General features: G+C 69.3%; 15 protein-coding genes and 1 tRNA gene. 12 read left to right on the top strand and 4 right to left on the bottom strand.

Going from position 1 to position 14250, the window contains the following annotated elements; all coding sequences use genetic code 11:
* The first annotated feature begins 128 nt into the window (after positions 1–128).
* The 4 genes from AB5J56_RS15320 to AB5J56_RS15305 all read left to right on the top strand — a co-directional run bounded on the left by AB5J56_RS15320 (position 129) and on the right by AB5J56_RS15305 (position 3631).
* Positions 129–2387, top strand: coding sequence for a cell division protein FtsK (locus AB5J56_RS15320; RefSeq protein ID WP_369233273.1), 2259 nt, complete (start codon positions 129–131; stop codon positions 2385–2387).
* 140 nt (positions 2388–2527) lie between these two features.
* Positions 2528–2779: a hypothetical protein gene (locus AB5J56_RS15315; protein ID WP_369233272.1), complete on the top strand. Its 252-nt coding sequence runs from the start codon at positions 2528–2530 to the stop codon at positions 2777–2779.
* Positions 2780–2810: 31 nt separating this feature from the next.
* On the top strand, positions 2811–2999 hold the full coding sequence (locus AB5J56_RS15310; protein WP_369233271.1) for a hypothetical protein: 189 nt from the start codon (positions 2811–2813) through the stop codon (positions 2997–2999).
* A gap of 11 nt (positions 3000–3010) precedes the next feature.
* Complete coding sequence (locus AB5J56_RS15305; protein ID WP_369233270.1) at positions 3011–3631, top strand: hypothetical protein; 621 nt, start codon at positions 3011–3013, stop codon at positions 3629–3631.
* 15 nt (positions 3632–3646) lie between these two features.
* Here AB5J56_RS15305 and AB5J56_RS15300 read toward each other — a convergent pair whose 3' ends face one another.
* The gene (locus AB5J56_RS15300) at positions 3647–4159 is read right to left on the bottom strand and encodes a hypothetical protein (protein WP_369233269.1); all 513 of its coding nucleotides are present in this window, start codon (positions 4157–4159) and stop codon (positions 3647–3649) included.
* 313 nt (positions 4160–4472) lie between these two features.
* On the opposite strand from AB5J56_RS15300, the gene AB5J56_RS15295 reads away from it, so the two are divergent.
* From AB5J56_RS15295 to AB5J56_RS15275, 5 genes are all read left to right on the top strand, one after another.
* Positions 4473–4934, top strand: coding sequence for a single-stranded DNA-binding protein (locus AB5J56_RS15295; protein WP_369233268.1), 462 nt, complete (start codon positions 4473–4475; stop codon positions 4932–4934).
* An 87-nt stretch (positions 4935–5021) separates the two neighbouring features.
* On the top strand, positions 5022–5921 hold the full coding sequence (locus AB5J56_RS15290) for a bifunctional DNA primase/polymerase (protein WP_369233267.1): 900 nt from the start codon (positions 5022–5024) through the stop codon (positions 5919–5921).
* The gene (locus tag AB5J56_RS15285) at positions 5918–7060 is read left to right on the top strand and encodes an AAA family ATPase (protein ID WP_369233266.1); all 1143 of its coding nucleotides are present in this window, start codon (positions 5918–5920) and stop codon (positions 7058–7060) included. Before AB5J56_RS15290 ends, AB5J56_RS15285 begins: the two co-directional genes overlap by 4 nt.
* Positions 7057–7251, top strand: a complete 195-nt coding sequence (locus AB5J56_RS15280) for a helix-turn-helix transcriptional regulator (RefSeq protein ID WP_369233265.1) — start codon at positions 7057–7059, stop codon at positions 7249–7251. Before AB5J56_RS15285 ends, AB5J56_RS15280 begins: the two co-directional genes overlap by 4 nt.
* On the top strand, positions 7248–8711 hold the full coding sequence (locus AB5J56_RS15275) for a tyrosine-type recombinase/integrase (RefSeq protein WP_369233264.1): 1464 nt from the start codon (positions 7248–7250) through the stop codon (positions 8709–8711). The genes AB5J56_RS15280 and AB5J56_RS15275 overlap by 4 nt, the downstream gene beginning before the upstream one ends.
* A gap of 152 nt (positions 8712–8863) precedes the next feature.
* Here the strand turns inward: AB5J56_RS15275 and AB5J56_RS15270 are convergent, their stop codons facing one another.
* The 3 genes from AB5J56_RS15270 to AB5J56_RS15260 form a co-directional block, all read right to left on the bottom strand.
* Positions 8864–9601: a hypothetical protein gene (locus AB5J56_RS15270; RefSeq protein ID WP_369233263.1), complete on the bottom strand. Its 738-nt coding sequence runs from the start codon at positions 9599–9601 to the stop codon at positions 8864–8866.
* A complete protein-coding gene (locus AB5J56_RS15265; protein WP_369233262.1) occupies positions 9591–9776 on the bottom strand; it encodes a hypothetical protein in 186 nt (61 codons plus the stop codon). The genes AB5J56_RS15270 and AB5J56_RS15265 overlap by 11 nt, the downstream gene beginning before the upstream one ends.
* A 361-nt stretch (positions 9777–10137) precedes the next feature.
* Positions 10138–10209: transfer RNA gene (locus tag AB5J56_RS15260), tRNA-Arg, on the bottom strand.
* Between the two features lie 772 nt (positions 10210–10981).
* On the opposite strand from AB5J56_RS15260, the gene AB5J56_RS15255 reads away from it, so the two are divergent.
* The 3 genes from AB5J56_RS15255 (at position 10982) to lysA (ending at position 14152) form a co-directional block, all read left to right on the top strand.
* Positions 10982–11527: a response regulator gene (locus AB5J56_RS15255; RefSeq protein WP_369233261.1), complete on the top strand. Its 546-nt coding sequence runs from the start codon at positions 10982–10984 to the stop codon at positions 11525–11527.
* Positions 11528–11769: 242 nt separating this feature from the next.
* Positions 11770–12738, top strand: a complete 969-nt coding sequence (gene nrtL / locus AB5J56_RS15250) for an ArgS-related anticodon-binding protein NrtL (RefSeq protein WP_369233260.1) — start codon at positions 11770–11772, stop codon at positions 12736–12738.
* A 22-nt stretch (positions 12739–12760) separates the two neighbouring features.
* A complete protein-coding gene (gene lysA / locus AB5J56_RS15245) occupies positions 12761–14152 on the top strand; it encodes a diaminopimelate decarboxylase (RefSeq protein ID WP_369233259.1) in 1392 nt (463 codons plus the stop codon).
* Positions 14153–14250: the final 98 nt, after the last annotated feature.

Below are 14250 nucleotides of genomic sequence, written 5' to 3'. Positions count from 1 at the left end.
CCGGGCACTCTGACCGGCTCTACGCAGCTTGCCGTGTCTCACCATTCATCGCACGGGCCCGGCCGCCCACCTCCTACAGCGTCGGCCGGGCCCGCGATCCCTCACACCCTGAAGTGGAAGGAATCTCAGTGAACCACCCCGACGACAACGAACTGTTCAACCGACTCGAAGCCGAGATGAGCAGGCATGCGGAAGCCGATTCCGGGGGCGAGGTAGTCGACCTCGACAAGGCGCGGTCGGCCCGTTCGGAGTCGGCCGACCCGGCACCCGACTCCACGCGGTCCGAGTCGGCCGACCCGAGCGCCGACCCGTCGGCCGACTCGGACGACACCGAGTCGGAGGGTAAGTCGGCCGTGATGGTCGACGGTCCGGCCCCGGCCGGTCCGGGGCTGATGGCCCGACTGCGGGCCGGTACGCGGCGGGAGGTGATCCCTGCGTGGGCGAGGTCGAGGCCGGAGTTCGTCGACGCGCTCGGATGGCTGGGCGGGTACGCCTGGCACACCACCGCCTTCCACGCGGTCCGCCTGCCCTGGTACTCCCTGCGCCTCGCCTTCCAGGCTCCGGCGGGAGTCGCCAAGTTCATCGGCAGCACGGTGCGCTGGGTGGCCGACGCGGAGGGTGACCCGCTGCGGCAGGCCGCCGCCAAGCGCGAGAACGTCGAGGAGTACCTGAAGCTGTCCCGGCAGCGCGACAACCGGGTCAAGCTGCGCGGCATCCTGATGGTGCTCGGCCTCATCGTCGGTCCGGTGCTCGCCCTGGTGCTGTTCGTGCTCGCCCCGCGCTGGCTGGACGTGCTCGCGCTCGCCATGCTGACGGCCGGGTTCGGCTTCCTCGGGGCGCCGTCCGACAAGCCGGTCATCACCCGCGCCGTCGTCACCACCGAAGTCGAGCGGCTGACCTCCGGCATCGTCGAACGCGCCCTCGGGGCGCTCGGCATCGCCGAGATCAACAAGGCACTCGGCAAGGGCGGGGAGGGCATCAAATTCCCCGCCCCGATCACCCGCGACGGCCCCGGCTGGCGCGCGGACGTCGACCTGCCCTACGGCGTGACCGTGCCGGACATCCTCGACCGACGCGAAAAGCTCGCCTCCGGCCTGCGCCGCCCGCTGGGCTGCGTGTGGCCGGAGCCGGTCACCGACGAGCACGCCGGCCGGATGGTGCTGTGGGTGGGGGACCGGGCGCTGAACAAGGTGCCCTCGCCCGCATGGCCGCTGGCCAAGCCTGGTAGCTCCGCGTCGCTGTTCAAGCCGCTGCCGTTCGGCACCGATCAGCGCGGCCGGAACGTCGACCTGACGCTGATGTACGACAACGTCCTGATCGGCGCCATGCCCGGCATGGGCAAGACCTTCTCCCTGCGTACGCCGCTGCTCGCGGCGGCGCTGGACGTCCTCGCCGAGCTGCTGGTATGGGAGCTGAAGGGTACCGGTGACCTGCACCCGCTGAAGAAGGTCGCCGAGGACTACGGCTCGGGACCGGACGACGAGACGGCCGCGGCGGCGCTCGATTCGATCCGCTACGTCTACAAGGACTTGGAGCGCCGCGCCAAGGTCATCAGCTCCCTGCCCAAGGACAAGTGCCCGGAGAACAAGGTCACTCCGCAGCTGGCCGCGAACCGCTCGCTCGGGCTTCACCCGCTCGTGCTGGCCATCGACGAGTGCCAGGAGCTGTTCAGCCACGAGAAGTACGGCAAGGAAGCGGGATCGCTGTGCACGGCCATCATCAAGCGCGGCCGGGCGCTCGGAGTGATCCTGCTGCTGGCGACCCAGCGCCCGGACAAGGACTCGTTGCCCCCGGCCATCAGCGCGAACGTGGGCACACGGTTCTGCCTGCGGGTCATGGGCCAGATCGAGAACGACATGATCCTGGGCACGTCAAACTACAAGAACGGCATCCGCGCCACCTCGTTCACCAGGTCCGACAAGGGCATCGGCTACCTGGTCGGCGCGGCCGACGACCCGCAGATCGTGCGCGGCTACTACATGGACAACCCGGCCGCGGACGCCATCTGCGAGCGCGCCCGCAAGGCGCGCATCGACGCGGGCACGCTGCGCGGCATGGCGGCCGGAGTCGCACCGGAGCGGCGCGAGGCGGTCGACCCGCTGCTGGAAGACATCCTCGCCGTCGTCGCGGCGGATGAGGCCAAGCCGTGGAACGACGTCACCGTCGACCGGCTCGCCGAGCTGCGGCCGGAGAAGTACGGGCCGTGGGGCGAGATGGCGCCCGCCGACAAGGCGCGGCAGCTCACGAGCGCGCTGAAGCCGTACGGCGTGGCCACCGGGCAGGTGGCCCGGCGCATCTCCGGCAAGACCGTCAACCGGACCGGCTTCGAGCGCGCCCACATCGTCACGGCGATTGCGGAGCGTGACAGGAAGCGGGACGCGGGCTGACCGCACGGGGTCTCTAGCGCTAGGGGGTCGACCCCCTAGCGCTAGAGACCCCGCTAGCGCACCCCATACCGCCTGATCAGGACACTAGCCGCTAGCAGCCCACCTGCGGAAACCCCTGAAACCGCCCTGGGAGGCACTTCGTGACCCCGATCCTGCTCGCTATCGCCTGCCTGCTGCTCGTCACGTTCGGTTACGTCTCGGTGTGTGTGGCGAGCCCGTTCGGCACCTGTCGCAAGTGCCACGGCTTCGGCTTCGCCATGACCACCGACCGCAAAGGACGCCCCAAGCGCGGCAAGAACTGCCGCCGCTGCAAGGGCCACGGCAAGCGCATACGCGTCGGCCGCTGGCTCTACAACCGCGCCGCACACACCTACCGCCAAGGCACCCGCTGACCCGCACCCCACCCCGAAAGGAGGCTGACCCATGGCCGTCACCGTCTCGCTCGTGGCCCTGTTCGGGCTCGTCCTGTTCTTCCTGCTGCGCTCCAAGTCCCTCGGCCCCGGCTTCGCGTTCATCGCCACCGGGTTCGGGTTCTTCCTCGCCTCCACGGGCGCCGCCGGACCCATCAACCAACTCGCCCGTGCCGTCATCGACGCCGTCCAGCAACTGTGAGGAGTCCGGCCGTGAACGAACAGATCATCGCCCCGCACTGGCTGGCCATCATCGCGCCCAAGGCCGCGCCGGTTCTGGTGACGTCCACCGTGCTGGCGCTGGCCCGGATCTGGAACGCCAATGGCGCTGAACACTCCCTTGGCAACGCCGTGTTGATGACCGCGCTCTCTCTCGCCGCCGCAGCGGCCGGAGCCTGCGCGAGTGTCGGCCGCGCCGGAGACCCCGTGATCGCGGGCACCGCGTTCGCCGCGTCCGGGGCGCTCGCCCTCGCGGGTGTCGCCGGATACGCCGACGGCCTCTCGCTGCCGCTGCTGCTGTGGGTGCTCGCCACGACCGCCGCATACGGCCTCGCCGCCCGCTACTGGCGCGAGGACCGCCGCACCCGCATGGCGTACGAGCGGCACACGGGCGAGCGGCGCGAACAGCACGCCCACGTCGAACGCGTCGAGGCCCTTAAGGCCGGAGCGCAGATCGAGGTGGCCCGCACGAGCGCCGCGTACGCCGAACAGCTCGCAACCGCCTTGCTCGCGCGCGCCGCGCTGCCTGGCTTCGACTCCAAGGCCCTGCAAGCCTCCGGCCTGCCTGAACTGCCCGTCACCGACACGTCCCAGAGGCACTGGGCCGACGATTAGCGAGGCACTGCGCAGTCACAAAGTGCTCGTCGGCGGAAGCATGTGCATTCCCAACTCGCGGTACACGGCTTCGGGCCGATGGACTGACACGCGCCATGCCAAATCTTCGAAATAGCGCATGGGATTCCGCTGATGCTCTTGGCGCTCCAAGTAGACGTAAGGAGCGAGCAGATTCCATGCGCGCAGAAGACTCCCGCCGTAAGCGCCAATGATCAGAGATTCGTCAACGAGGCCATGGACGACGAGCTTGCCAAGGTCGTTGTAGAACAGACTGACGCGCTGTATGCATCGCCGTGATTCCTCTGGGAGCTGAAGATAGGCCACTGGCCTCGGGTGTTCGATCGTGAGCCGGTACAGCACGTACTCGACGGCTTCTAGATAGTCGTCACCCCGCGTATCCCTGAACCCCTCAAGGATCATCGCCAGCATGGTCGACTTCCGCGACGACGTGAGCTGACTCCACGCCAACCAGCCTGAGGTGACCAACGCGATCACCGAAACCAGCAATGTCACCACATTCAGGTTCACTGCGAGTTCCCCCAATTCTGCCGACCCGCGATGACTGCACTGTGCACCTCGTGGCCCCTCAACGGCAGACCCGCAACTGCTGCGCGCGGGGGCTTCGACCGCTAGCGAGAGCGCCCCCTTTCGCTCCGGCAACGCGGCCAACGCCGCCGTTGAGGTCGAGCACTGGCCGATGGACCTGGACGGCATCGAAGCCCCCGACCTCCATCGACCCTCACGGTCCGGCCCACTTCGAAGCCGGGTCAACTCGCGCAGCCACGTCCGCCGCTAGTACGCCCGGCCACACCCGCACCTTCACCGAAAGCGAGTGATCCACATGTCCGTAGGAGAAACCCCCATCACCGTCGTCGGCAACCTCGCAGCCGACCCCGAGTTGCGGTTCACCCCGAGCGGCGCGGCCCTGGTCAAGTTCTCCGTCGCCTCTACCCCGCGCAGCTACGACAAGACCAGCGGCCAGTGGCAGGACGGCACCGCGATGTTCCTGCGCTGCACCGCCTGGCGCGACCTCGCCCAGCACGTCGCGGAGAGCCTGACCAAGGGCATGCGGGTGGTCGTCACCGGCCGCCTGCGCCAGCACAACTGGCAGACCGAGCAGGGTGAGAACCGCTCGATGCTCGCGCTGGAGGTCGACGACATCGGCCCCTCGCTGCGCTTCGCCACAGCCAAGGTCGACCGCGTCCAGCGCAACGGCGCCACCTCCGGCCCGGCCGCCGATGCCTGGCACACGGCCGCGCCCGCCGGAGCCACGTCGGGCGCGGGTAACGAGCCGCCCTTCTAGATACGCCCGGGGTGGGTGCCGTCTCGCCAAAGCCTGCACCCACCCCGGCTTCTCCAGTCCCTCCAAAGAAACAGGAGAACCCTCAGCATGACGCAACCGCGCCCCTCCGACCAGCAGACCTCGGCACTCAACGCGGCGTCGCGGGGCTGGCACGTCTTCCCTCTCATCCCCGGCGACAAGCGCCCCGCCATCCGCGAATGGGAAACCCGCGCCACCACCGACCCTGACCGCATCACCCGGTGCTGGACGCACGCCCCCTACAACGTCGGCATCGCCACCGGCCCCTCTGGCCTGGTCGTCGTCGACCTGGACCGGCCCAAGCACCCCAAGGACACCCCGCCGGCCGAATGGGCCGAACACGGCGTCACCGACGGCGCCGACGTCCTCGCCGTGCTCTGCGAGCGGCACGGCCAACCGCTCCCCACCGGCACCTACACGGTGGGCACCTGGAGCGCCGGCATCCACCTCTACTTCGCCGCTCCCGAGGGCGAGCCCCTGCGCAACACCGCCGGGAACAGCGCCCGGGGCCTTGGTTGGAAGGTCGACACCCGCGCCGTGGGCGGACTGGTTGCCGGTGCGGGCAGCACCTTCGCCGGACGGCCCTACACGGTCACCCACGACGCTCCGGTGGTGCCGCTGCCGGACTGGCTCGCCACCCTCCTGCGCCCCACGCCCCTGCCCCCGCAGCGCCCGGTCACGGTCCCGCTGGCCGCTCGCGACCGGCGCGGCAAGTTCCTGAACGCCGCGCTCAATGGCGAGTTGGCCCGCGTCATCCACTCCGGCGAGCACCAGCACAACACCGCGCTCTACATCGCCTCCGTCGCCCTGGGACAGCTTGTTGCCGGGGGAGAGCTGGACGAATACAAGGTGACCGAGCAGCTCGCCGAGGCTGCGCTCCGCGTCGGCCAGGGCGAGCGCGAGGCACGCCGCACCATCGCCTCCGGCCTGCGCGCCGGAGCCAACCGCCCCCGAAGGGTCGCGGCATGAGCACCAACCCCATCCCCCCGCTCCATCTGTACTCCGTGCCCAGCGACCCCCAGGCGGCCCCGCGCGAGCTGCCCAAGCGGGAGCGCCCACGCACCGCATGGACCGCAGATCAGCTCATGGCCGCCGACTTCCCGGAACCGAAATGGGCGGTGCCAGGCATCCTCGCCGAGGGCGTCAACCTGCTCGCCGGACCACCCAAGGTGGGCAAGTCCTGGCTCTCCCTCGGACTGGCCCTCGCGGTCGCCTCCGGCGGACACGCCTTCGACACGATGCCCGTCGACGGCGGCCCGGTGCTCTACCTCGCCTTGGAGGACACCCCGCGCCGCCTCCAGACCCGCATGGGCAAGATGCTCGGAGGGCAGCCAGCCCCGGCCGGGCTGACCCTGGTCACCGAATGCCCGCCCTTCCCCCAGGGCGGCAGCGACGCCATCGCCAACTGGCTAGAGCGCAACCCGCACGCCCGCATGGTCGTCATCGACGTCTTCGCCAAGATGCGCGGCCCCGCCCCGCAAGGCGCCTCCGCCTACGACGCGGACTATGTCGCCGTCGGCTACGCCAAGCGGATCGCCGACCACTACGGCATCGCCGTGGTCCTCGTCCACCACGTCCGTAAGGCAGGCTCGGACGACTTCCTGACCGAGGTGTCCGGCACCAACGGCATCGCCGGAGCCGCGGACGCCACGCTCGTCCTCAAGCGAGCCCGCGGGCAGGCGGACGGCATCCTGCACGTCACCGGACGCGACGTCGACGAAGCCGAGTACGCCCTGAAGTTCCAAGCCGCCTCCGGGGCCTGGCAGATGCTCGATGGCCCGGTCACCGACCACACCATCGGCGACACCCGCGCCGCGATCCTTCGGCACGTCCGGGAGAACCCCGGGGTGCGTCCGCGGGATGTCGCCGCCGCGCTGCCGGACGTCGACGCCGACACGGTCCGCCGCTACTGCTCTCGCATGGCCGAAGCGGGACAGCTCACCAAGGACCCTGCCGGCCGCTACTACCCGGACACCCCACCCCCGGAGGTGTCCGAGGTGTCCGACTGTCCGGTCACCCCCGCTGACCTGCACGAAGGGACCGGACACCCCGAAACCCCCAGTGTCCGACTGTCCGGTTCGACGGAAGCTGAAAGGACGGCGACATGAGCGCCCGCACGGTCGACGAGAAGATGACCGTTCAGGAGGTCATCACCGATCTCAAGGTCGCCCCATCGACCTTCTACCGGTGGCGCCAACTCGGGAAGGCCCCCCGCTCGATCAAACTCCCGAACGGCGACGTGCGGATCCGGCGGTCGGAGTACGAGCGCTGGCTCGCGGAGCGGGAGGACGCTGCGTGAGCCAGGAGAACGACACCCCTGCCGGGCGCCCTCGTGGGTCCGCCCGGCAGGGCTACACCTTCGACGTCAAGCTGTGGAAGATCTCCAAAACCGGACGCAAGTCCCGCCCGTGGCGCCTTCGTTGGGTGGTCGCAGGCCGGGTGTGGGGCGATACGTTTGCCACGTACCCGCTCGCCGAAAGCCGACGCAATGAGCTGTGGCACGCCATGAACCGGCGCGGCGAGGCGTTCGAGATCGCATCGGGCCTACCGGAGTCCGAGGTGCGCGCGGCGGCCGAAACTGCCGAGGCAGCGGACGCCGAACCGCCGCTGCGATGGTTCGAGTTCTGCCGGAAGTACGTCGCCAGACGGTGGCGTACCAGCGCCGCGAAGACTCGCGAGGGCATGGCGGACGGCCTTGCGGCCGTGGCGCTGGCCATGGTGAGGCGTGGGGAGGGCGTTCCTGAAGACACGGACCTCCGTTTGGCGTTCCGGTGGGGGATCGTCCCCGCGAATGCCGGGGAGGACCCGCCGGCCGAACTGAAAGCCGCGTACGAGTGGCTCACGGTGGAGGATCGGCCGCTCGTCGACCTCGTCGACGCAGAGGTCTTCGATGACGTCGTGTACCGCCTCAGCTATCGACTGGACGGCACCCCGGCGGCGGGGGAGACGTTCAAGCGGCGGCGCCGCGTCCTGAACACCGCCATTGAACACGCCGTAGAGGCCGGGGAGCTCCCAGAGAACCCGTTTCAGGGGGCTCGCCGGAAGCGTGTGGGTTCCAATGACGTGGTGGACCGGCGCGTCCTCGTAAACGCCGTGCAAGGGCGCCAGTTGCTCACCGCCGTCTCCTATGTCGGGTCATGGGACCGCAACCGCGGGCGGCGTTTGGTCGCGTTCTTCGCGGTTCTGTACTACGCGGGGTTGCGGCCCGCTGAGGCGGTCGGTCTGCGGCTGTCTGACTGCCACCTGCCCGAGGAGGGTTGGGGCACCCTCACGTTGCGGGAGACGCGCCCTGTCTCCGGCAAGCAGTGGACGGACTCCGGGGAGCGCCATGATCGCCGCGGCCTGAAGGCGCGCGAGGCGTCTACCGACCGGCCAGTCCCCATCCCGCCGGTCCTGATAGCGATCCTTCAGGCGCACCTGAAGGAGTTCAAGACTGCCAAGGAAGGACGCGTGTTCGGCAACGAGCGCGGGGAAGTGGTCGGCTCTTCCACTTACTGGCGGGTGTGGGAGGAAGCGCGTGAGTATGCGCTCCCGCCCGAGCGTGTCGAATCGCCGTTGGCAGGGCGCCCGTACGACCTGCGGCACGCGTGCATCACGCGGTGGCTGAATGCTGGAGTGCCTATCGCTGAGGTGGCCCGGCGGGTCGGCAACTCGCCGGAGGTGATCCACCGCCGATATCACGGCTGTATTGACGGTCACGAGGAAGCCGCCAACGCGAAGATCACAAAGGCTTTGGAGGAAGAAGGGGACATGCAGTGACCTGAGTAGGGGGCTGTGGAGGCAGCCCCCTATCTCTGGTTACGGAATCGGACCTCTGTTCCGTTATCATCAAGGGCCTCGCGCGCAGCGTCAATATCGTGGAGCAGAGCTTCCCAGAAGCCTCTAGAACAGCGGGCCCGGGAGAGGGCGGATCAGGGCCAGTAGAGGCGAGAGTCCACTCGTTGGGGCTCCATATCTTTGGGTGGCTCGACGGTGTAACCCATCTCCCGCAGAGTCTCGGCAGCAGACTCATGAGCGTCGCGAACCGCGGACTTGAGTTGCAACACGCGCCACTTCCTGAGGTGCCGGTCAAGAACGGTGTCCCATCCGTCCGCAACATCGATGGCGAACTCTCGGACTAGCAGCAGTAGCACGTCTTCAAGCGCTGGCCTCAGTCTGTGGCCGCCGACTGGCAGGTGCATCTCTGATAGCCGAGGCAGCTTGCCCTTCCGCATCATCGCCGCCGGCCTGCCCTTCTTCTTTTCGGCGAGGCGGAGCAGATAGGCCATCTCGTCCCGGTGAGCGTGCACCTGCAAGTGGGCCCCGGGGGGATTCTTTGAGTGGCGTAGGTATTCATATCGAAGCAATGGATCTTGCACGCCCTCGAAGAAGACATGCACGTCAGCCCGATCGGCTGCGAGGTACATGTTCGGGCCGTCCCAGCAGCAGAAGTGCTGAACGTGGAGGCTTAGACACCTCACACCGTCGATCTTTATCGGGATGCGCATACTTCGGCCGTCAGCGGCTAGTGGCGCAACCCTAATGCGGTTCCCAACGTTCAGGGCAGAAAAGCGCGGGGAGTCCTGACCGAGGACTCCCCGCGTAAGGTCCGTCAGCGTGTCGGCGAACTCAGCCGCCTTTTCGTCCAGCGTCGCTTCCTCAGCACTCACCGTTGAGAAGGTAGTCGATGCCCTCGATGGTGTGCCACACGTCGAGTTCGTCGCTGCTCAGGCTGTAGGTCTCGGCGCGGTCGCGTAGCTCTTCGAAGGTCATGTGTACCTCTGCGAGCAGGCGTTCCCGTTGAGCTACGAGTTCCGCGACCGTCGTGTGGATCATGGTCGGCATGGAGTGCTCCCTCGTGGTGGTCAGAGGAAAAGTGAAGCAGGTACCACTGACAATCGACGCTAAGGGCTGTGCATCAATCCGCCAAGTAGGCATTGGTCGCTAAATGAGTCTTTCGAGGTGTTCTGGGGCGTACAGGAAGCGTGAGGTGGTGAGAGAGCGATCGGCCGTGCGCATGAGTCCTAGTGAGGATGGCCAGTGCGGCCGGAGGTGGGGCGCGCCAGCTACGTAGAAGCGTGTCGGAGGTGTGTCGCGATCACTGAGAGACAACGAGAAAGAGCGGGAGTCAGTGAGACTGACTCCCGCTCTCTCATGTCGGCATCCGCCCAGCTCAGCGCCCTGTTCTTGCTGGCTGTGTGGCGAGTGCCCCCGGCAGGATTCGAACCTGCGCACACGGCTCCGGAGGCCGTTGCTCTATCCCCTGAGCTACGGGGGCGTATCGGCGCTGTGTTTGCGGCGACGGGTAGAACCCTACCAGCTCTCTTGGGGGTGCCATGAACGGGTTTTGGTGGGGCGGGGGTGGTGTCCTGAGCAGGGGAGGGGCGGCGGCTGAGGGGCGGGGAAGCGGTCGGCTCCGTGGAGCGGTGAAGGGCTCCGTTGCGCGGGGGTTGGTGCGGAGGTTGCACTCCGCCTGCGCGGGGATTGGCGTGGAGGTCGCGCTCCCCTTGCGCGGTGGTTGGTACAGGAGCCGGGCTCCCGCCTTCTCTCTCCCCTCCCCGCGATGGTTCGGTGCACAGGCCGAGCTCTCCTTACGCCGGGGTCGACCGGAGACGGGGCTCCCCCTGCGCCGGGGTTTTCGCTGAGTCCAGGCTCTCCCCGTTCCGGAGTTGACGCTGAGTTCACTCCCCCGTGCCGGGGTTCCTGCTGAGCCCAGGCTCTCCCCGCGCCGGGGCTGGGACACAGCCCAGGCTCTCCGCGACCCGGAGTGGCGCAAAGCCGGCCGCCCCGCCACCGGAAGCTGATGTACACGCCAGCCTCCCCCCACCGGCACCGGCACCGGCACCGGCACCGCCACCGGAAGCTGACGCGCAGGCCACCCTCCCCAGCACCCGTATTGGTGCACACGCCAGCCTCCCCTCGGGACCCGTGTCGGCCTACAGCCCGAACGCCTCCGGCGGCTGACGGCGGCGCCGCGGATGCCGTCCGCGTAGCGGGTGGAAGTCGGGAAAACCCGGACGCGGCCGTGGGTGCGGACCTACTCTCGAGTTGTGCCAGGCGCGTCCGGTCGGGTGCTTGTTGTGGACGACAACAAGGTCATCCGGCAGCTGATCAGGGTCAATCTCGAGCTGGAGGGCTTCGAGGTCGTGACCGCGGCTGACGGTGTCGAATGTCTGGACGTCGTGCTTCAGGCGCGGCCCGATGTGGTGACGCTGGACGTGGTGATGCCGCGGCTGGACGGGCTGCGTACCGCCGCTCGGCTCCGGGCCGACCCGCGGACGCGGAATCTGCCGCTTGCCATCGTGAGTGCCTGTACGCAGTACGAGGTCGAGAGCGGGCTCGACGCCGGTGTCGACGCGTTTCTCGCCAAGCCCTTCGAACCCTCGGAACTCGTGCGGCTCGTACGGCAGTTGATGGAGCGCCGCGGGCATGGAGGTGGCGAGGGCGGCGGTGCCGCCGGATCACCGTTCGACGGAGCCTTCGGTGCGGAGAAGACAGAGCGCGCCGGTCCTGGCGGGGAGGCCGAGCACGTCGGTCGCGCCAGCCATGCCGGTCTCGCCGGGGAAACCGAGCGCGCCGGCCGCACCGGTCACTGACCCCACCCCCTGGACGATCAGTGATCCCACCCCCCCCCAAGGCGATCACTGACCCGCAGGAGCTTGTGAGGGTGGTGCGGTCCCTGATCCACGCCCCCGTCGGGCATGTCCGCGGGCCCGGACACGCCGAGCCCGCCGCCGGGCACGCCTAGCTGTCCACCCTCGTCCACCCCCGTCCACATCCCGGGACAGGCCCCTAACCTGCTCGCCTACCCACCCCCCTCCTCCCCTACGCTTGTCCCGTGACCCCCGTCGAGCTCTCCCGTACCGTGCTGCGCGCGGTGCGTCGTGCTGTGGACGAGGGGGAGCTGGATGTGGTCGTGCCCGCGCGGGCGGTCGTGGTGCCGCCGGGGCCGGGTGGGTGTGGGGATTACGCCACCAACATCGCGTTGCAGCTCGCCCGGCCCGCCGGGCGGCCCCCGCTCCAGGTCGCCGAGATTCTGCGGACGCACCTCAGCGGGGCCGACGGGGTCGCCGCCGTCGAGATCACCGGGCCGGGGTTCCTCAATATCCGGCTGCACGGGGCCACCGCTCCCCTCGTCCGCGCCATCCGCGCGGGGGAGTACGGCCACAGTGACACCCTCGACGGGCAGGTCGTCGCGCTCCGGATTCCGTACGAGATCCGTGCCGAGGTCGTCGCCGACGCGCTGGTCCGTATCGTCGCCACCCAGGGCGGCCGCGCCGAGGTCGACCACGCGCGGCCGGGGGAGGCCGTGGACCTGCGGCCGGTTCCCGCGCCCGAGGACCCCGCGCCGCTCGGCCCGGACGCCGCTCGCTGGGCCCTGCTGCACCCGGCCGCCCACGACCGGCCGCGCATCAGCGCCGACCACCTGGCCCAACGGGAGAGCAACCCTCTCTTCCGGGTCCGTTACGCGCACGCCCGCACCCGGGCCCTCGGCCGGGGCGCCGCCCGCCTCGGCTTCGACGGCGCCGCCGACGACGTACCGCACACGGAAGACCTCCTCGCCGCGCTCGCCGAGTACCCGCATGCCCTCGCGGCCGCCGCGGCGCACCGTGCACCCGACCGTCTGGCCCGGCATCTCGTCACCACCGCCGACGCGCTGCTCGCCTTTCAGCACACCGTGCTGCCGCTCGGCGACGAGAAACCCTCGGCCGCCCACCGTGCCCGGCTCGCGCTCGCCGAAGCCGCCGGGACGGTGCTCGCCGGCGGCCTGTCCCTGCTCGGCATCAGCGCACCCGACTACCTTTGACAGAGCAGAGAGCCATACAGACATGAGCCGTTCCGCACACCCCGCCGGGCCCCGTCACGCCGATGTCCTGCCCGAGGGGCACTACACCGCCCCGCCCGCCGACCTCAACGCCCTCGACCCGAAGGTCTGGGCGCACACCGTCACCCGTACGCCGGAGGGGTCCGTCAGTGTCGGCGGGATCGACGTGACGCAGCTCGCCGAGGAGTTCGGCACCCCCGCCTACTTCATCGACGAGACCGACTTCCGTGAGCGGGCGCGCGCCTGGCGCACCGCCTTCGGGCACGACGCCGACGTGTTCTACGCCGGGAAGGCGTTCCTGTCCCGCGCCATCGTCAGGTGGCTGCACGAAGAGGGGCTCAACCTCGACGTCTGCTCCGGCGGCGAGCTCGCCACCGCCCTCTCCGCCGGGATGCCCGCCGACCGCATCGCCTTCCACGGCAACAACAAGTCCGAGACGGAGATCCGTACGGCCATCGAAAGCGGCGTCGGGCGGATCGTGCTCGACTCCTTCCAGGAGATCGTGCGGGTCGCGCACATCGCGCAGTCGCTCGGCAAGCGGCAGCGGGTGCAGATCCGGGTGACGGTCGGCGTCGAGGCGCACACCCACGAGTTCATCGCGACCGCGCACGAGGACCAGAAGTTCGGGATCGCGCTGGCCGACGGACAGGCCGCGGAGGCCGTGCGGCGCGCGCTCGCGCTCGACGGGCTCGAACTCGTCGGGATCCACTCGCACATCGGGTCGCAGATCTTCGACATGGCCGGGTTCGAGGTCGCCGCCCGGCGTGTCGTGAAGCTCCTCGCCGAGGTCCGCGACGAGCACGGGGTCGAGCTGCCCGAGATCGACCTCGGTGGCGGTCTCGGCATCGCGTACACCAGCGAGGACGACCCGAGCGAGCCGCACGAGATCGCCAAGGCGCTCGGCGAGATCGTGACGAGGGAGTGCGAGTCCGCCGGGCTGCGGACGCCGCGGATCTCCGTCGAGCCCGGGCGCGCCATCGTCGGGCCGACCGCGTTCACGCTCTACGAGGTCGGCACCATCAAGCCGCTCGACGGACTGCGGACGTACGTCTCCGTGGACGGAGGCATGTCCGACAACATCCGGACCGCTCTGTACGACGCCGAGTACAGCGTCGCCCTGGTGTCCCGCACGAGCGACGCCGAGCCGATGCTCGTCCGGGTGGTCGGCAAGCACTGCGAGAGCGGCGACATCGTGGTGCGGGACGCCTTCCTGCCCGCCGACCTGGCTCCCGGCGACCTCATCGCCGTCCCCGCCACCGGCGCGTACTGCCGCTCGATGGCCAGCAACTACAACCACGCCCTGCGTCCGCCGGTCGTCGCCGTGCACGACGGCGAGGCCCGTGTCATCGTCCGCCGCGAGACGGAGGAGGACCTGCTCCGCCTGGACGTCGGCTGACGTACGCCCCCTGGAAGGTGCGGCGGAAGACGGAAAGATCTCCTGTCTTCCGCCTCACGAATAATGAAATAGACGTCTCACAATCCGGACGTAGGGTA

Origin of the sequence: Streptomyces sp. R21 (assembly GCF_041051975.1) — a bacterium.
GTDB lineage: Bacteria > Actinomycetota > Actinomycetes > Streptomycetales > Streptomycetaceae > Streptomyces.
The sequence above is the reverse complement of the archived record's forward strand: the minus strand, read 5'-3'. Positions and strand labels throughout refer to the sequence as shown.

What these genes read in the sequence shown, in the direction of transcription:
- AB5J56_RS15290 (WP_369233267.1), top strand. Translation starts at nt 5,022, where the DNA reads ATGACGCAACCGCGCCCCTCCGACCAGCAGACCTCGGCACTCAACGCG.
- AB5J56_RS15280 (WP_369233265.1), top strand. Translation starts at nt 7,057, where the DNA reads ATGAGCGCCCGCACGGTCGACGAGAAGATGACCGTTCAGGAGGTCATC.
- AB5J56_RS15285 (WP_369233266.1), top strand. Translation starts at nt 5,918, where the DNA reads ATGAGCACCAACCCCATCCCCCCGCTCCATCTGTACTCCGTGCCCAGC.
- lysA (WP_369233259.1), top strand. Translation starts at nt 12,761, where the DNA reads ATGAGCCGTTCCGCACACCCCGCCGGGCCCCGTCACGCCGATGTCCTG.
- AB5J56_RS15295 (WP_369233268.1), top strand. Translation starts at nt 4,473, where the DNA reads ATGTCCGTAGGAGAAACCCCCATCACCGTCGTCGGCAACCTCGCAGCC.
- AB5J56_RS15310 (WP_369233271.1), top strand. Translation starts at nt 2,811, where the DNA reads ATGGCCGTCACCGTCTCGCTCGTGGCCCTGTTCGGGCTCGTCCTGTTC.
- AB5J56_RS15265 (WP_369233262.1), bottom strand. Translation starts at nt 9,776, where the DNA reads ATGCCGACCATGATCCACACGACGGTCGCGGAACTCGTAGCTCAACGG.